Origin of the sequence: Mesorhizobium sp. CA16, from assembly GCF_020165175.1 — a bacterium.
Classification (GTDB): Bacteria; Pseudomonadota; Alphaproteobacteria; order Rhizobiales; family Rhizobiaceae; genus Mesorhizobium.
Genome location: NZ_JAIUHP010000001.1, coordinates 171,883 through 186,808, shown reverse-complemented (window position 1 = coordinate 186,808; position 14,926 = coordinate 171,883). Strand labels below are relative to the sequence as shown.

Below are 14,926 nucleotides of genomic sequence, written 5' to 3'. Positions count from 1 at the left end.
ATGGCGGGCTAGGTCAGCTCGCTTGCAGACTCCGCCCTCGATTGAGTCACTGTGCCCGCTTCCAAAATGAAATCGGCGCAGCGGTCGCCCAGCATCATGGCGGGTGCAGCCGTGTTGCCGGCGTTGATGTTAGGGCACACCGACATGTCGGCAACGCGCAGGTTCTCTATCCCGCGCACCCGCATGGCCGCGTCCAGAACGGCCATTCGATCGCTGTCCGGGCCCATGCGGCAGGTGCCGGCCGGATGGTAATTCGTTTTGACGAAGCGCTTGCAGTGCCTTTCGAGCGCCGCGTCGCTGAGGTCGTCTTCCCGCGGGACGGCTACAGCCTTGACGCGGTCCGCCAGTGGCTTCGCGTGGAATGCCTTCAGGAAATAGCGCTGGCCGGCAATCATCTGCTTCATGTCGTCTTGATGTTTGAGCAGGTGCGGAGAGACGACCGGCATGTCGTTCGGATCTGCCGAACGCAGCTTCACGAAGCCACGGGACTTCGGCTTGACGACCACAGTCGTCACAGTGAGGCCGTAGGTATTCTCGACCAGGGTCAGGATATCGCGGTCCAGGTACACATGGGGCACGCAAAAAGCCTGGATCGTCGGTTCGCCGTCCGGGTCGGTCGGATTGACAAAAGCCCCGGCCTCGACCCCAGCCGAAAGGATGGTGCCGGCGCCGAAAAGCTTGAAGTGCAGGCCGTTCTTGATCATCCGCCAACCCTGGCCCTGCTTAAAGTAGCCATACGGGCCGTTTGCTGTGGCAATGATGGGCACTTCCGGATGGTCGATCAGGTTCTGGCCGACGCCTGGAAGGTCGACGACGCAGGCAATGTCATGTCTGGAAAGTTCCTCGGCCGGGCCAATACCTGACAGCATAAGGAGTTGCGGCGATACCAGCGCGCCCGACGAGACGATCACGTCGCCGTCCGCATGGGCCTCGTGCTCGGTTCCCGATTGGTCAGTGTAGATTACACCCTTTGCGCGCTCGTTCTGGATCAGCAACTGCCTCGCGGCAGAATTCAGCCTCAGCGTCAGCCTGGGATCCTTAGCCAATGGCTCGATAAACGCATAGGCAGCGCTGCTACGCTTCCCGCGCCGGTTCATGAACTGATAGAAGCCCACTCCGCGTTGCGACGGCCCGTTGAAGTCATGATTGTAGGGCAGTCCGAGCCGTTGGACCGCCTGTACAAACCAACGCGAAACGTCGTCAATGTGACCGGGGTCGGAGACAAGCAACGGTCCTTCGCTGCCATGCAACTCGCCGCCGAGGCGGTTGTTGCCTTCCATGCCCGTGAAGTGGGGCAGCACCGCCTGCCAGTTCCAGCGGATGCCGGCATTGTTGCCGCGCAGCAACTCATCCCATTCGTCATAGTCCGAGGCACGGCCGCGCATATAGACCTGGGCGTTGACCGAGGTGCCGCCGCCCAGCACGTTGCCTTGCGAGATTTCGTGTTGACGTCCATCCAGATGCTGCTGCGGCTCGGTGCGGTAATAGCGCATGAACTTCGAGCCATTGATCATCTTGAAGATCCCCGGCGGCATATCGAGCAGCGGGTGGTGATGCGAATGCCCAGCTTCGAGAAGCAGGACCCGCCGTCCTGCCCTCACCAGCCGCGCCGCGACCACGCAACCCGCTGCTCCGCCGCCCACCACGATATGATCGTAAGTCTGCGTCATTCTCGCCGGTCCTCCCTCCGGCCCTCACGACATTTCAAATGTGCCACGGACATACTCCCAAGCCGCGGAAAGATGATTGAGCAGCGCCCGCTCGGCGCCATCCGGATCTCGCTCGATGATCGCCATGCAGATTTCGCGGTGGCTCAGGAAATTGATGCGGTTGCGCTCGGGCGATCGGGGCATGCGCATCCAATGCGGCGACAGCCACGCGGTGAAGGCCTTGTGCACTGCGGGCATCACCGGGTTGCGCGTGATCTGGTAGAGCACGGCGTGAAATCCTACGTCGGTGGCATAGAATTTTTCCGAATCCGGTATCGCCGCCTCGTTCATCTCGAGCGCTGATCTGAGCGTGGCCACGTCGTCCTTGCGCGCATGGATGGCGGCGTTGCGCGCAAGAGCGGCTTCAAGAAAGACCCGGGTATCGTAGAGGTTTTTCACTCCCGCCTGAGCGCTTAGCAGGTGGCCGACAACACCTTCCAAAGCGCCGAGCGCCGCGTCCAGCCCCGGCCGGCGGACCACTGGGCGAAAGCGTGGACGCGCTTCGATAAGACCGCGGCTTGCCAGGCGAGCGACCGCTTCACGCACCACGCCGCGGCCAACCCCGTACTCGGCCATCAACTCGCGCTCGGCCGGCAGGAAGCTGCCATCACCGAGCTTGCCGGAGACGATATCCGCTTCGATTCCAATCACCATGGCGTCTGCCGCGCGAGCAGCTCCGCTCGTGGCCCGCGTTCCAAGATGCTGTGGTGTACTTAACAAGCCGTCCTCCACTTCACGCAGTCATTAATGCGCAGATCGGACCAAAGCACAAGGTCCAGCGAGTTATCATCGGACTAAAATCGCGGTGGATCACCGATCTGGTTGCGATCAGCCCGATAGAGTGCAATTATGGTATGACGAAAATAGGCCAGACGATGAGAGCCTCGCAATGGGCGATACAATAATCACGGACGTAGAGGTCCGGCTTTTCCGGGTGCCGCTGCGTGAAGTAATGACCGACGCCAAGCATGGTGCTCACACGCATTTTGAGCTGGTGACAGCGACCCTGAGGCTGGCGGACGGCAGCGAAGGGACTGGTTACACCTACACTGGAGGTAAAGGTGGGCATGCGATCGGAGCCATGATCGTGCACGATCTGGCGCCGTTCCTGAAAGGACGGGACGCGACCGACATCGAGGCGCTCCATGATGGGATGCTATGGCACATCCATTATGTTGGACGCGGCGGCATCGCGTCCTTTGCGATTTCTGCGCTCGACATAGCGCTCTGGGATCTGCAGGGCCGGCGCATCGGCCGGCCACTCTGGGAAATGGCAGGCAGGGCCGGCAAGACAGCCAAGGCATATCGCGGCGGCATCGACCTGAACTTCTCCCTCGATCAGTTGCTGGCGAGCATCGACTCCTATCTCGCCGCCGGGTTCAATGCTGTGAAGATCAAGGTCGGCAAAGACGACCTCGCGGAGGATGTCGCCCGAGTTAAGGCGATCCGCGAGCGCATCGGGCCGCACACCCCGTTCATGGTGGACGCCAATTACGCGCTCGACATTCATCGGGCGATCGAAGCGGCGAAAGCATTCGCGCCTTACGAGCTGCTCTGGTTCGAGGAGCCCATCATACCTGACGATTACCAGGGCTACGCTGCCATTGCCGAGGCGACGGGCATGCCGCTGGCCATGGGCGAGAACCTGCATGTGATCGAGGAGTTCGAGCATGCCTTCGCGTGGTCGAAGCTATCCTACATCCAACCAGACGCGTCGAACTGTGGCGGCATCACAGGCTGGTTGCGGGTCGCCGAGCTTGCGCGCAAGGCTGGAATTCCGGTGTGCAGCCACGGCATGCAGGAACTACATGTCAGTTTGGTCGCAGGCCAATCAAACGCTGGTTGGGTGGAGGCGCACAGTTTCGACATCGACCTGTACACCACTCGTCCGCTCAGGCTGCAGGATGGGCTGGCAGTCGCCCCAGACGAGCCAGGCATTGGTGTCAGCTTTGACTGGCGTAAGCTGGATGGCTTTGAGGAGAGGGTCTAAGCCAGATCGGTAACGGACCGACCTGGCCCGAAAGAGCCAGCTTGCCGAGCGGACCAGCCACGGTCGCTTCGAAGCGTCGAGAGGCTATCGCGCTGGAAAAGGAGCGCGCCGCGAATAAGCAGCACCCGCCGAACGGCGAGTGGGGGTCCACGGCGGCCGGTCAAGTGCTCCCGGCAGAAGCGAATGACATATCGCTATTGGGCTGTCGCAGGCGAAGCGGAGCACCTGGCCAATGAAGCAAATGTCCGACTGCTACTACGCGCAAGGTATCAACTTTTTTGCGAGACCTCGTCCCTCTGCCCATTGCGATCACTCAAAGTTAAATGCGCTGGCATCCGAAGTGCTCACAATGGCTGAATGCCACGGTACGTTTTCGAAGTTACAAGAAACGGCCAGCGATTTGCCGATGCGTGGGTTGAACTGGACAGCCTGCGCGACATGCGACGAGAAGCGCTTAAGACGCTGCACGACATCGCCGTCGACGAAATGGCTGAGAGCGACGTCGATGAGACCCTGGCGATCTCGGTCCATGATGAAACCGGCAGGGCGATATATTCAGCAACTCTCACGGTCTCACAATCGTTGCCGCTCTTGCACCTGGTTGGCCGGTGAGAAGCGTCATAGGACGTTGCGTCGAAGTGGTCCGCCGCCGAACATTCTTGGGTGGGCCGTCATCGGGGGCCATGATCAGTGCGCGCGTCACGTGGGGTTGTGGCGCCGATCCGCCGGAAAATGAAGCTTTCATTTCCCTCCGGCGCTGCCTGCGCGGCGTCGGTCAGCATCGCCATTCGCTTGTGGATCGGCGACTTGATGCAGGCCGGATCCGTTGCCGCCGCATCGCCGGCGATCGCCATCGCCTGACACCTGCAGCCGCCCCAATCGATCTCACGCCGCTCGCAGCTTCGGCACGGCTCCTGCATCCAGTCGGTGCCGCGGAAGGCGCTGAATGCCGGTGAGTCGGCCCAGATTTCGGCGAGCCTGCGGTCTCCGAAGCGCTCGAAGCGCAGCGAGGGAATGGTCTGGGCGGCATGGCACGGCAACACGGTGCCGTCGGGCGCGACCATGAAGGCGTCGCGCGCCCAGCCCCCCATGCATGGCTTGGGATACACGGCAAAATAATCCGGCGTGACAAAATCGATGTTCATGATTCCGGCGAGCCTTTCGCGTGCCGCCGTGACGATGTCCGCCTGCCGGTTGACCGCCGCCAGGTCGGGCATCAGCCTGTCGCGATTGGCGAGCGCCCAACCGGCATATTGGACGTTCGCGATCTCCAGCCGCTCCGCATCCAAGGAGAGGGCGAGATCGATGAATTCCGGCACTTCCTCGATGTTGTGGCGATGGACCGGCGCATTGATGGTGAGGGGCAGCCCGGCCGCGCGGGCGCGGCGTGCCGTCTCCAGCTTCTTCTCGTGGCTGCCCCGGTGGTTGCCGATACGGTCGGTGGTCGCCGGACGGGCGCCCTGGAAGCTTAGTTGCAGGTGGTCGAGACCGGCTTCGGCAAAGGCCTCGATGCGGCCCTCGGCAATGCCGACGCCGGCGGTGATGAGGTTGGTGTAGACGCTGCGCGCCGAAAGCCCGGCGATCAATTGCTCGAGGTCGCGACGCAGCGTCGGCTCGCCGCCGGAAAGATGCACCTGCAGGACACCGAGATCGGCGGCCTGCGAGAACAGATCGAGCCAGGTCTGCGTGTCGAGCTCGTGGTTGGCCTTCAGCAGCTCGAGCGGATTGGAGCAATAAGGGCACTGCAGCGGGCAGCGATGCGTCAGTTCCGCCAGCATGCCGATCGGGGGCAGGAGGGGCGCGTTCATAGCTTCACCAAAAGCTTGTCCGACCATTCCTGCAGGAAGGCGATGACGTCGGCCGCCACGTCCTCCGGATCCGCGTCATAGTCGGCCGCAAGATCGGCGATGATGCGCTCGACCGTGGACCGGCCGTCACAGCGGCGCAGTATGTCGAGACTGATCTCGTTCGGCCAGAATACCTTCTCCGGCGAAAGCACGGCGAACGCCTGCCGCACGGGATCGTACTGGATGCGCACATGCCTGGGCAGCGATGGCGCCGACCGCAACGACACGATGGCTCTTTCCCGTAGTGCCGTCATGAGGCCGCCGGGCGGAAGGCGCCGGGCGGTATGTTTCCCGGCGCGCCGTAAGCATGCTGGAGCGCATCGAGCATGGCCCAGAGTATGTCGCATTTGAACACCAGCGCATCGATCGCCTGCTGCTGGCGTTCGGCCGTGTCGGCATGGGCCAGCACATAGGCGAGGGCGAAATCGGCGTCGCGCGATGCCTGTTCGGGCCGCCGGCTGAAATAGGCCAGCGTATCCTCGGTGATGTAGTCGTATCTGGCCAGCATCGCCGGCACCCGCTCGCCAATGATCGTCGGCGAGAACATCTCGGTCAGCGATGACGCGACCGCCTCGAGCAGCGTATGGTTCGTGCAGAAGGAAAGATAGGCGCCGACGGCGAAACGGGTCGCCGGCAGGGCCAGCTTTTCGCCCTTGACGGCTTCGGCATCGAGCCCAAGAGAGCTCGCCAGGTGCAGCCAGCGCGCGATGCCGCCGCTCCAGCCGTCATCACCGTCATGGTCTTCGATGCGCTTGCGCCAGGCGGCGCGAAACGCCGGATCCTCGGCACGCGCCAGGATCATGGCGTCCTTGCGCGGAATGACGGCCTGATAGCAATAACGGTTCAGCGCCCAGGCCTGCATTTCGACCTTCGACAAGGCGCCGCCGGTCATCCTGTGATGGAAAGGATGGCGGTTATGATAGCGCTCGTCGCCGACCTGCCGCAGCACGGCCTCGAGCTCGTTCTTGGACAGTCCGCCTCGGGCCGCGTCGTGGAAATCGCTCACAATTCAAGCTCCATGCCATCGCTGGCGACTTCCCAGCCAGCCGCCTTGACCGCCGCGTGTTCGGCGGAATTCTCGTCCAGAACAGGATTGGTGTTGTTGATATGGATGAAGATACGGCGACCGATCTTCACATCGGCCAGGCCGGCGATAGAACCTGCTTCTCCGGACATTGCGATGTGCCCCATGCGCGCGCCGGTTTTCTGGCCGACGCCGGCCGTGATCATCTCGTCGTCCGTGTAGACGGTGCCGTCGAACAGAAGGCAGGCAGCACCGGCCAGGCGCGCGCGCAGCGCGGCATCGATGCGCGCGCAGCCCGGAATGTAAAAAACCGCGCCGCGACCGCCGGTCTCGCTGATGCGGACGCCGATCGTGTCGCCGGTGTCCGAGCTGAAATCGGCGGCGGGATCGCCTCTTTGCTCGAGGTAGAGCGCTATCTTGCCCGGCACCGGAAAGCTGCGGACGATCACGCCGGTCGGGTGGCCGTCCGCGCCGCAGATAGCCATCTCCTGTGTCGGCGCCAAGAGACGCCGTGGCACGATCGCCGGATCAAGGACATTGAAGATCGAATTGGCCGCCAGTGTCGCGAGCACCTGCGCGGTCGCATAGATCGCGAAAGGCTGCCGCTCACGCAGGCTGAGCAGGCCGGCGATATGGTCCACGTCGGCATTGGTCAGCACCACCGCGCGGATAGGCGTCGAGCGCAGCGGTGCATCGGCCGCGGGCTGCAGCTCGGACGCTTGCGCAATCTGCTGGCGGATGTCGGGCGACGCGTTGAAGAGGACCCAACCTGTCCCATCCGCCGATACGGCGATGGATGATTGGGTTCGCGAACGCACGCCGGGCATGCCCCTGCGAGCCGCGCGGCTCAGGCGGCAATTGCAATTCCACTGCGGAAAGCCGCCTCCCGCCGCCGATCCGACGATCTTCACGCGCATGGCAATGCATGCCCAGCGGGCCAACTGACCGGCGCCACTTTTACGGCTGCGGTCGATTTGCGTCCGCGTCTTCTGATATCGCAAAGAATTGCATGCCCCGTCGAGCAGGGCATGCAAATTCACGGGCTACTTTTTCGGCCGGATTTCAGCAGGCAGATATCGCGATATCTCGAAGCCCGCCGCCACCTGACACATGGTTGGTTTCTTCCAGGTCTTCTTCATCGAGTTCTCCTTCTGCAACCATAAGATCGACGGCCGTTAGGGCCAAGTGGTCCACTTTGCTAGGCCGCCTGCAAAGCACGTTGATTGGCGTCGCTCTCGCCAAGAGCGTTGAGCGCCTCGTCGGTTGCCGATTCTTCCTTCAACGTTTGTCGGAGCAGCGGAAGAGCATCCTTGAGACCGAGCTGTTCGGCCCATGCGATCAGCGTGCCGTAGCGCGCGATTTCATAGTGCTCGACCGCTTGCGCGGCGCCAACCAGCCCTGCGTCAAGCGCCGGCTCGTCCTTGTACTCTTCGAGGATTTCCGAGCCCTCCTCGATGATGCCGTCGATAGCAGGGCAGGTCTTGCCCCTGGCCGGCTTGCCGAGCATGTCGAAGACTTGTTCCAGGCGGTCCACCTGGTCTTCAGTTTCCTTGAGGTGCTTTTCGAAAGCGGCGCTTATCTTTTCGGACTGTGCTGCTTTCGCCAGCTTTGGCAAAGCCTTCAGGATCTTTTTTTCAGCGTAATAAATGTCTTTTAGTCCGTCCAGGAACAGGCTTTCCAAGCCGTTCGAGGTCGCGGACGAAGCTTTTTTCGGCATCTTAGGTCCTCCTTGGGTGTAGGGATGCGCCTGCGGCACTCTTCCTAATCCGCCCGGAGACCCGAAGTTCCGACAAGAGTGTCATCATCGCTGGCGCCGTGCTCACAACGACTTAGCTCCGAAGGCAGTCCGGTTGAGGAGACGTCAACTTCCGCCTCGTCCGACATCGCGCATCCGCTCGATTTCCTCCGGCTCTTTGTCGTCCATTCCGGCGATCTCGTTGCGAGCCTTGGCGTTCGCCTTGATCAGCTCATCGAGTTTCGCCTGCAATGCTTGGGTGTCGCGATGCTCGGCCCTTTGAATAAACAGCGTCATTGCCCAGGTGATCAGCGTCGCGGCGCCGTGCCAGTCAAGTGTCTCCCGCTCGAAGACGTACCAAGCAAGAGTGTAGCCGCCCAAAATCAAAAAGGCCGCCGGTCGGGACGTCAGTGTGCCGACTTTGGTCAGCGCTTCTCGAAGCTGCAATGTTGCCATGCCTGCGAACGGCTGAGCGCAATCCGGGTTCCCGCTGGATACGTTGGGCTGGAACCTAGCTCGAGGCGGGAACGTCCCCCTCGTGTCAAGCGCTCTCGCCGTGGAAAGCCATCGAGTGTCTCCTCAGAGTGTTCAAGCTCCCCACCGTGCAGCGATCCGTCCATTCCCCGCCGTTTCGGATTTGCGGAACATCGGCGTCCCCGTCCAGTTATCTCGCGTCGAGGAGGAGGTGCTCCATGAACGCGACAAAGGAATTCCTGCGAAGCTGGCTGGCAGAGAATGTCGGCAACTTGCCGACCGACACCGAGATCAGCGTTGCGATGCTGGCGCAGCAATTCGAGCAAGACGCCGATGCCGCCGGCTACGGTCGCGAGGTGCGCGAGCAGGAGGTGGGCAACATTGAGGACGCCATCCAACGTGCACTAGACAAAGCCGGCGAGGAAAACAGAGGGTCGGAATTCAGTGCTGATCACGAGAATTCGCTGGCGCCTGTCATCGATGCCCTGGAAGATGTCGAGCCTGAACAGGATGATGCCGAGGGCTCCGGGAAGCCGGCTGTCTAGTCTAGCGGTTCTCCTTGGTCAGCGTCGAAATTACCGCGTCCAGAACCGTCTTTGGGCAAGTCTCTCCTTCGCGCAGCGCTTCGAACAGGGAGGTCACCAAGCTTTCCAGCGTTCCGCCGTGATCCTTCGACAGTTTCGAAGCTGCCTGCGTTAGCGCCTCGAATTCCAAAAGACTGAGTTGAGAGTGGCGCGTCATGGTTCCTTCCTCGCGAGGCGGACGCAGGACGCAACCGGACGCTTGCCGCACTCGTAGAAGTGCAGCAGTTCAGCCTCAACCACATTTGTTGCAAGAGGCTGTTGCTTCTCCCGGCTGCGGAGCAGTAACGAGGTCGATCCCGCTGCCCACGGAACAAAGGCCGGCCACAGAGGTTTGGCCGGCTTCCAACTTGCCCGGAAGTCAGCAGACATCCGATGAAAGCGGAGAAGGTGCTCAATGACGAAGCCCCGGCAAAACGACGATCCCGCGCGATCAACCCCAAGCAGCGATCGGACCGGCCAGCAAACAGGAGCGGACAGGGATTCGCCGCAGGAAGATCCGGTTGAAGGCTCGCGCAAGATTGTGGATCGCGAGCTCGCCCGGCAAAAGCCGTCGGCGGGGGCTGATAAGAAGGAGGCCGAGCAGAGCCTGCGCGACCAAGTCGAGGAAGAGACCGAGCTGCCTCAGAAAGGGTCGGCCTGATAGCGAGCAGGGCGGCTGTAAAGTGGCCTGCTCCGCCACACCGCCTGATTTCCAACGATGACGGCAAAGTTCAGGAAGAACCTGCTTCTGTTGCTTGCGGCGGCAGCGGTTGGCTTGTCCCTGTACAATGGCCAGCTTGCGCGACGGGCGTTGGCCGCACGTCCGCTCGGGCGCTTCATCCATCTCCGGGGAACGAAGCTGCATTTCCTGGAGGCGGGCAATGGGCAACCGCTTCTGCTGTTGCACGGCAATGGCGCCTCGGCGGAAGACTTCACGACAAGCGGCATCTTCGGCAGAGCCGCCGCCAGATATCGCGTACTTGCCTTCGACAGGCCCGGCTTCGGCATGAGTCCACGCCCGGCCGGCAGACCTTGGACCGCAGCTGCCCAGGCCGACGTCATCGATGCCGCGGTCGCGAAACTCGGCATCGGGCGCTACATGGTTGTCGGCCATTCCTGGGGTGCAGCGGTGGCGCTCGAGATGGCGCGCCGGCATCGCCGGTCGGTAGCTGGCGTCGTTGTCGTCGCCGGCTATCATTACCCGTCGCCGAGACTGGCCCTTGCCATTTCTGCGCTGCCGGCGGTTCCACTGCTCGGGACGGTGCTGCGCCACGCTTTGCTGCCTTCGCTGGTCAGGCTGAACTGGCATTGGGCGATGAAGCAGATTTTTCATCCGGCAACGGTCGCGATGCCTTTTGCGGCGATGACAAGAGGATTGGCGAGCCGGCCCTCGCAGCTGCGCTCCACATCCGCTGAATCCTTTCTGATGCTGGCATCGGCACTCTTCCCAAATCGCCGATATGCTGACATCGCCGTCCCTGTCGGGATAATTGCCGGCGCGGGCGACCAGCTGTTCGATGCCAAGGCCGAGGCGCTGCGGCTGCAATCAGAGATAAGCCACTCGCTCGTAGAAATCGTTTTGGATGCGGGACATATGGTGCATCAAAGCAATCCGCAGGTGATCCTAGCGATGATCGACAAGGTTGCGGCTCTTGCCAACATTGGTGACATGGCGAAGCAACCGGCTCGCACGACATGATTAGGTGCGCGGTCCGCGGAACAGAGTAATACGGCCGAGATTCGGCTGGCCTCCAACGGAGAACCAGCCACGTATTTTACCGACAAAGAAATTGCAATTCCCGGTCAGGGTGGAAAAGCCGAACCCGATCTTCGCGCGCGCCCTGCAACAGGCAATCGGCGGCGCAAAACCCGAACACGGAGGAACTTTCGCGTGGCTGCGGCTTGATCTTCGGGATTTGATGCGATTGCAGCGAGGGGAAGATGTCGCGCACCGTTGCCCGGCCGAGCCGGGCTTTCCTGCCCCTGCTGGCGCTTGCCTCTTGCTCCTCGTCTAAAACGATTGACCAGCAAGCGAAGCGTGCGGCCTCGACGGCGCAGGCGGAAGTGCTGTTGAGCGACGCCTGGCTCTCCGGCGCCGCGCCGTCCCATTATGCGTCCTCTGCATTGCAAACCTTCGCCGAGACACTCGCCGCCGGCCGGCAAGTGGAATCGGCGTCTCCCTCCGACCGGGGAAAGCGAGATTCGTTGGTAGCGGCTGTTACCCGGCTGTCGAATGCGCAAGGCGGGCCAAGGACGCGGTCGAGGCCGAACAGGATGCCCAGGTCGGTCAGGCGCAACAGGAGCTTCGGGCCGCGCAAGGCGATCTCGCTGTGGCCTGTCGCCAGTATTTTGCGCAGCAGCAATGAAGAAGCTGCTTGAAATTTCACTCGGTGTCGTGACCAGCGTCGGCGGCTTCGTGGAGGTCGGCTCGATGGCGACGGCGGCGCAGGCCGGTGCATTGTTCGGCTACCAGCTCATCTGGGCGAGGATGGCGACTGTGAATCTCGAGCATCTTGCCGGCAGGCCCGTATTCTCCGAGCGCGGCAGGAGCATCGGCTATATCGAAGAGATCGTCGCAGAGCAGGATGGTGACGATCTCGTCGTCACCGAATTCCATATCGGCATCTTCGCGGCGTTCGAGCGACTGTCCGCGTCGACTGTCGGCACCGCATTGCTCGACTTCTTCGCGCTGAGGCGCCGCGAGGGCCTTTATCGCATTCCCTGGGGCAAGATCGATATCTCCGATCCGACACGCCCCAGGCTGCTTTGCCCAGACGAGAAGCTTGCCGCTTTGAAGGCAAAGCCCATGGGCAAATGAGAACTCGCTAAAAAGCTGCTCGTCCAGGGGAACATCGTAGCCGGCCGGAAGTTCGGATTGCATCGAGGAGGCTGCACCATGAACAGTGTCATCTATCTCATCGGACTGATCGTTGTTGTGCTCGCAGTGCTTTCCTTCCTCGGCTTTCACTAGGAGGCACCATGCAGCGCGAGGATGATCGAGGCCCCGAGTCCGACTTCGCCAAGGCGAAGGACGAAGTTTCCGACCGGATCCAGCAAGAAACCCAAAGCGCCGGCGAAGCTCTCCACGATGCCCGCGACGAGGTCGCCCGCAGGGCTGGAGCGTATGCCGCCGAAGCCCAGCAGGCCGTCTCCGAAAAGGCCGAGCAGACGCAGCGCGATATCGGATCGAGCCTGGCCGCTTTCGGCGGCGCCCTGCGCGCCGCGAGCGATCACTTGGCTAACAGCGACCAGAGTGCGGCCTCGAAGTTCATGCAGGAGGCCGCAAGCGGGCTGGAGCGGCTGTCCTCCTCGTTGAAGGAGAAGCCGTTCGGACAAGTGCTCGAAGACGTTCAGTCCTTTGGCCGCGAGAATCCTGGAGCGCTTCTTGCCGGTTCGGTTCTGGCGGGATTGGCACTTGGCCGCTTCATGAAGGCTTCGCCGCCCGGCACGCGCCGCCCGACGCAGGCCGCGGCCAAGCCTGAACGTTCCGGACAAACCGGCCTGGGAAGGAGTGCACGACGGGATAGCGCTCCCTCAAATTGGGGTTCCGACGGCGGCATACCCGGCAAGGCAGCGGAGCTGAAGAAATGAGCACTCACGATAATCCAAGTCTCGGCACATTGGTCGCCGATCTGGCGCAACAGGTGAGCACGCTCGTGCAAACGGAGGCGAGGCTCCTAAGAGCGGAGATCTCGGAGAACGCGACCAAGGCTGGCGCAGGCGCCGTCGAGGTGCTGGGCGGCGCGATATGCCTGCTCGCTGCGCTGCTGGTTTTGTTGCAGGCGCTCGTGATCGCTCTGGCCCGCCTTGGTCTGGGCGCCGGGTGGTCCGCTTTGCTCGTTGGCGTGGTCGTTGCCGTGCTTGGCGTGATCCTGTTGCGGACCGGCATGGCGAGCATGGCGCCTTCCGAGCTCGCGCCGGACCGTACACAGGAACAGCTCAAGCGTGACGTGAACGTGATCAAGGAACAAGCGAGATGACCGAGAGATCCGCAGCAGAGCTCGAACGCGAAGCGGAAGCCACGCGCGCAAGAGTGGTGGCGACCGCAGACTCCATTCGCGACAAGATGACCCCAGGGCAGCTCTTTGACGAATTCACCGGGCATTTCAGAGGCGGTGCGGGCTCCGAAATGCTTCACAACCTGAAGGCCCAGGTTCGGGACAATCCATTGCCGCTGACGGTGATCGGCGCGGGCCTGGCCTGGCTGATGTTGGGCAGTGGCGCCTCCGCCACCCCGGCTGGTACCGATGGTGTGACGCGGCGCGGTCCTGGCCTCGATCATGGAGCGTTCGGCGCTGGAATAGGTTCGACCGCCTCGGATGCGGCAGGCGCTGTCGCCGAAGGGGCCAGCGGGGCGGCCGGAACTGTCTCGGGAATGGCTAACGAAGCTGCCGGCACAGTGTCGAACGTGGCAAGCAGCGCAGCCGACACACTGGCGAGCTCGGCGGCGGCTGCGGCCGATATGGCAACGAGTGCCGGCCGCTCGGCACAAAGTCTGCTTGAGGACCAGCCTCTCGCGGTGGCTGCCGTCGGCCTCGCCATCGGAGCTGCCATCGGCGCCATGCTGCCCCACACAGAGGTCGAGGACGAGCGATTGGGCACCTATCGCGAGAGGCTTCGGGATAGTGCCGAAGACACTTTGAAAGAAGGCCTCGACACCGCAACGCAAGTCGCGGCGGAAGCCTACCAGTCGGCAAGCGACGAAGCCGGACGGCAGGCGTCGAGCGAGGGCACGCTGGCCGACAAGGTCGGCGGGGTCGTCAAAGCCGCGGCCGACAAGGCCGACGAATCAGTGCGCGAGAAACTTTCCGATTCCGACGCGTCCTCGTCCGGGAAATCGTAGCCGCTTTTTCAACACTCAAGGAACAATGCGCGCCTCCCTCGGTTCGGGCGGCGTCAGATAGATGGAGACACCGCAATGGCTGAATCGCGCGAATGGCTTGTCCAATGGCTGAGGGACGCTCACGCCATGGAGGAACAGGCAGAGACGATGCTGTCGGGGCAATTGAGCCGGATTGAGAGCTACCCTGAACTCAGCGAGCGAATTCGCAGCCATCTGGAAGAGACGAAAGAGCAGGCGAGGCGGCTGAAGACCTGCCTAGATCGCCTCGATGAAGGTTCCTCCATGTTGAAAGACGCAGGCGGCAAGCTGACCGCTACAGCGCAGTCGATCAGCGGCGTCTTCGCCGGCGACGAAGTCATGAAAGGCTCTCTGGCGAGCTACACGTTCGAGCACATGGAAATCGCGTCCTATACGATCCTCATCGCCGCGGCCAACGCCGCGGGCGAGGCTGAGATTGCCCGTGTTTGCGAACAGAACCTGCGCGAAGAAGAAGCCATGGCCGAGTGGCTGAAGAGCAACCTGCCGCAAGTCACGCAAAAGTTCCTGACGCGGGCGGACGCCGACAGCGACAGCGCGAAACGCTGACTTGGAAAGACCACCGCCAGGAACAATCCGCATTTCCAGCTGTTAGGGTCGCGGTCGGTCCTCCCTCTACCGGTCGAAGGCTGGGCCCGCCCCGATGGTTGAATAGGGCGGGCCCGGTTGGCATGAATCCAGGAACATTCCTTCTTTCAAAACATT

21 protein-coding genes are annotated in these 14,926 nt (G+C 62.3%); 11 read left to right on the top strand and 10 right to left on the bottom strand.

The features are described 5' to 3' along the window. Nucleotides 1–8: 8 nt before the first annotated feature. Complete coding sequence (locus LB525_RS00900) at nt 9–1,670, bottom strand: GMC family oxidoreductase (protein WP_224543035.1); 1,662 nt, start codon at nt 1,668–1,670, stop codon at nt 9–11. Nucleotides 1,671–1,694: 24 nt separating this feature from the next. Next, nucleotides 1,695–2,363: an FCD domain-containing protein gene (locus LB525_RS00895; RefSeq protein ID WP_224543034.1), complete on the bottom strand. Its 669-nt coding sequence runs from the start codon at nt 2,361–2,363 to the stop codon at nt 1,695–1,697. A 235-nt stretch (nt 2,364–2,598) separates the two neighbouring features. On the opposite strand from LB525_RS00895, the gene LB525_RS00890 reads away from it, so the two are divergent. Both LB525_RS00890 and LB525_RS28655 read left to right on the top strand, forming a co-directional pair. Beyond that, the gene (locus tag LB525_RS00890) at nt 2,599–3,699 is read left to right on the top strand and encodes a mandelate racemase/muconate lactonizing enzyme family protein (RefSeq protein ID WP_224523267.1); all 1,101 of its coding nucleotides are present in this window, start codon (nt 2,599–2,601) and stop codon (nt 3,697–3,699) included. Nucleotides 3,700–4,056: 357 nt separating this feature from the next. Next, nucleotides 4,057–4,311, top strand: a complete 255-nt coding sequence (locus LB525_RS28655) for a DUF6894 family protein (RefSeq protein WP_095768520.1) — start codon at nt 4,057–4,059, stop codon at nt 4,309–4,311. A 59-nt stretch (nt 4,312–4,370) separates the two neighbouring features. Here LB525_RS28655 and pqqE read toward each other — a convergent pair whose 3' ends face one another. The 7 genes from pqqE to LB525_RS00850 all read right to left on the bottom strand — a co-directional run bounded on the left by pqqE (nt 4,371) and on the right by LB525_RS00850 (nt 8,761). Next, a complete protein-coding gene (gene pqqE, locus LB525_RS00880; RefSeq protein WP_095768521.1) occupies nt 4,371–5,507 on the bottom strand; it encodes a pyrroloquinoline quinone biosynthesis protein PqqE in 1,137 nt (378 codons plus the stop codon). Beyond that, entirely contained in the window at nt 5,504–5,773 is a 270-nt protein-coding gene (gene pqqD, locus LB525_RS00875; RefSeq protein WP_224523261.1) for a pyrroloquinoline quinone biosynthesis peptide chaperone PqqD, read from the bottom strand. The genes pqqE and pqqD overlap by 4 nt, the downstream gene beginning before the upstream one ends. A 23-nt stretch (nt 5,774–5,796) precedes the next feature. Further along, a complete protein-coding gene (pqqC, locus tag LB525_RS00870; RefSeq protein ID WP_224523252.1) occupies nt 5,797–6,552 on the bottom strand; it encodes a pyrroloquinoline-quinone synthase PqqC in 756 nt (251 codons plus the stop codon). After that, nucleotides 6,549–7,487, bottom strand: a complete 939-nt coding sequence (pqqB, locus tag LB525_RS00865; protein WP_224523355.1) for a pyrroloquinoline quinone biosynthesis protein PqqB — start codon at nt 7,485–7,487, stop codon at nt 6,549–6,551. Before pqqB ends, pqqC begins: the two co-directional genes overlap by 4 nt. A gap of 126 nt (nt 7,488–7,613) precedes the next feature. Continuing rightward, complete coding sequence (locus LB525_RS00860) at nt 7,614–7,709, bottom strand: pyrroloquinoline quinone precursor peptide PqqA (protein ID WP_108702850.1); 96 nt, start codon at nt 7,707–7,709, stop codon at nt 7,614–7,616. Nucleotides 7,710–7,768: 59 nt separating this feature from the next. Beyond that, nucleotides 7,769–8,287, bottom strand: coding sequence for a ferritin-like domain-containing protein (locus LB525_RS00855; protein ID WP_095768525.1), 519 nt, complete (start codon nt 8,285–8,287; stop codon nt 7,769–7,771). A 144-nt stretch (nt 8,288–8,431) separates the two neighbouring features. Then, the gene (locus LB525_RS00850) at nt 8,432–8,761 is read right to left on the bottom strand and encodes a low affinity iron permease family protein (protein ID WP_224523243.1); all 330 of its coding nucleotides are present in this window, start codon (nt 8,759–8,761) and stop codon (nt 8,432–8,434) included. 236 nt (nt 8,762–8,997) lie between these two features. On the opposite strand from LB525_RS00850, the gene LB525_RS00845 reads away from it, so the two are divergent. Further along, nucleotides 8,998–9,324 carry a hypothetical protein gene (locus LB525_RS00845; protein ID WP_224543033.1) on the top strand — a complete coding sequence of 109 codons (327 nt, stop codon included), beginning with the start codon at nt 8,998–9,000 and terminating at the stop codon, nt 9,322–9,324. Between the two features lies 1 nt (nt 9,325). Here LB525_RS00845 and LB525_RS00840 read toward each other — a convergent pair whose 3' ends face one another. Beyond that, nucleotides 9,326–9,520 (bottom strand): hypothetical protein, encoded by a 195-nt coding sequence (locus LB525_RS00840; RefSeq protein WP_140839317.1) that lies wholly within the window; start codon nt 9,518–9,520, stop codon nt 9,326–9,328. Nucleotides 9,521–9,757: 237 nt separating this feature from the next. On the opposite strand from LB525_RS00840, the gene LB525_RS00835 reads away from it, so the two are divergent. The 8 genes from LB525_RS00835 to LB525_RS00795 all read left to right on the top strand — a co-directional run bounded on the left by LB525_RS00835 (nt 9,758) and on the right by LB525_RS00795 (nt 14,770). After that, nucleotides 9,758–10,003 (top strand): hypothetical protein, encoded by a 246-nt coding sequence (locus LB525_RS00835; protein ID WP_095768528.1) that lies wholly within the window; start codon nt 9,758–9,760, stop codon nt 10,001–10,003. A 90-nt stretch (nt 10,004–10,093) separates the two neighbouring features. Then, nucleotides 10,094–11,041, top strand: coding sequence for an alpha/beta fold hydrolase (locus LB525_RS00830; RefSeq protein WP_224543032.1), 948 nt, complete (start codon nt 10,094–10,096; stop codon nt 11,039–11,041). Between the two features lie 242 nt (nt 11,042–11,283). Continuing rightward, nucleotides 11,284–11,721, top strand: coding sequence for a hypothetical protein (locus LB525_RS00820; protein ID WP_224543550.1), 438 nt, complete (start codon nt 11,284–11,286; stop codon nt 11,719–11,721). Then, the gene (locus tag LB525_RS28650; protein ID WP_224543031.1) at nt 11,705–12,160 is read left to right on the top strand and encodes a hypothetical protein; all 456 of its coding nucleotides are present in this window, start codon (nt 11,705–11,707) and stop codon (nt 12,158–12,160) included. Before LB525_RS00820 ends, LB525_RS28650 begins: the two co-directional genes overlap by 17 nt. A gap of 161 nt (nt 12,161–12,321) precedes the next feature. Continuing rightward, nucleotides 12,322–12,933: a hypothetical protein gene (locus tag LB525_RS00810; RefSeq protein WP_224543030.1), complete on the top strand. Its 612-nt coding sequence runs from the start codon at nt 12,322–12,324 to the stop codon at nt 12,931–12,933. Beyond that, entirely contained in the window at nt 12,930–13,322 is a 393-nt protein-coding gene (locus LB525_RS00805) for a phage holin family protein (protein WP_095768531.1), read from the top strand. The genes LB525_RS00810 and LB525_RS00805 overlap by 4 nt, the downstream gene beginning before the upstream one ends. After that, nucleotides 13,319–14,185, top strand: a complete 867-nt coding sequence (locus LB525_RS00800) for a DUF3618 domain-containing protein (protein WP_140839307.1) — start codon at nt 13,319–13,321, stop codon at nt 14,183–14,185. Before LB525_RS00805 ends, LB525_RS00800 begins: the two co-directional genes overlap by 4 nt. Before the next feature lie 75 nt (nt 14,186–14,260). Beyond that, complete coding sequence (locus LB525_RS00795; protein ID WP_224543029.1) at nt 14,261–14,770, top strand: ferritin-like domain-containing protein; 510 nt, start codon at nt 14,261–14,263, stop codon at nt 14,768–14,770. Nucleotides 14,771–14,926: the final 156 nt, after the last annotated feature.

Coding starts and splice junctions, on each gene's coding strand:
- LB525_RS00855 (WP_095768525.1), bottom strand. CDS start 8,287: ATGCCGAAAAAAGCTTCGTCCGCGACCTCGAACGGCTTGGAAAGCCTG.
- LB525_RS28655 (WP_095768520.1), top strand. CDS start 4,057: ATGCCACGGTACGTTTTCGAAGTTACAAGAAACGGCCAGCGATTTGCC.
- LB525_RS00895 (WP_224543034.1), bottom strand. CDS start 2,363: ATGGTGATTGGAATCGAAGCGGATATCGTCTCCGGCAAGCTCGGTGAT.
- LB525_RS00835 (WP_095768528.1), top strand. CDS start 9,758: ATGACGAAGCCCCGGCAAAACGACGATCCCGCGCGATCAACCCCAAGC.
- LB525_RS00900 (WP_224543035.1), bottom strand. CDS start 1,670: ATGACGCAGACTTACGATCATATCGTGGTGGGCGGCGGAGCAGCGGGT.
- LB525_RS00890 (WP_224523267.1), top strand. CDS start 2,599: ATGGGCGATACAATAATCACGGACGTAGAGGTCCGGCTTTTCCGGGTG.
- LB525_RS00810 (WP_224543030.1), top strand. CDS start 12,322: ATGCAGCGCGAGGATGATCGAGGCCCCGAGTCCGACTTCGCCAAGGCG.
- pqqB (WP_224523355.1), bottom strand. CDS start 7,487: ATGCGCGTGAAGATCGTCGGATCGGCGGCGGGAGGCGGCTTTCCGCAG.
- LB525_RS28650 (WP_224543031.1), top strand. CDS start 11,705: ATGAAGAAGCTGCTTGAAATTTCACTCGGTGTCGTGACCAGCGTCGGC.
- LB525_RS00800 (WP_140839307.1), top strand. CDS start 13,319: ATGACCGAGAGATCCGCAGCAGAGCTCGAACGCGAAGCGGAAGCCACG.
- LB525_RS00805 (WP_095768531.1), top strand. CDS start 12,930: ATGAGCACTCACGATAATCCAAGTCTCGGCACATTGGTCGCCGATCTG.
- LB525_RS00850 (WP_224523243.1), bottom strand. CDS start 8,761: ATGGCAACATTGCAGCTTCGAGAAGCGCTGACCAAAGTCGGCACACTG.
- LB525_RS00845 (WP_224543033.1), top strand. CDS start 8,998: ATGAACGCGACAAAGGAATTCCTGCGAAGCTGGCTGGCAGAGAATGTC.
- pqqE (WP_095768521.1), bottom strand. CDS start 5,507: ATGAACGCGCCCCTCCTGCCCCCGATCGGCATGCTGGCGGAACTGACG.
- LB525_RS00840 (WP_140839317.1), bottom strand. CDS start 9,520: ATGACGCGCCACTCTCAACTCAGTCTTTTGGAATTCGAGGCGCTAACG.
- LB525_RS00795 (WP_224543029.1), top strand. CDS start 14,261: ATGGCTGAATCGCGCGAATGGCTTGTCCAATGGCTGAGGGACGCTCAC.
- LB525_RS00820 (WP_224543550.1), top strand. CDS start 11,284: ATGTCGCGCACCGTTGCCCGGCCGAGCCGGGCTTTCCTGCCCCTGCTG.
- LB525_RS00860 (WP_108702850.1), bottom strand. CDS start 7,709: ATGAAGAAGACCTGGAAGAAACCAACCATGTGTCAGGTGGCGGCGGGC.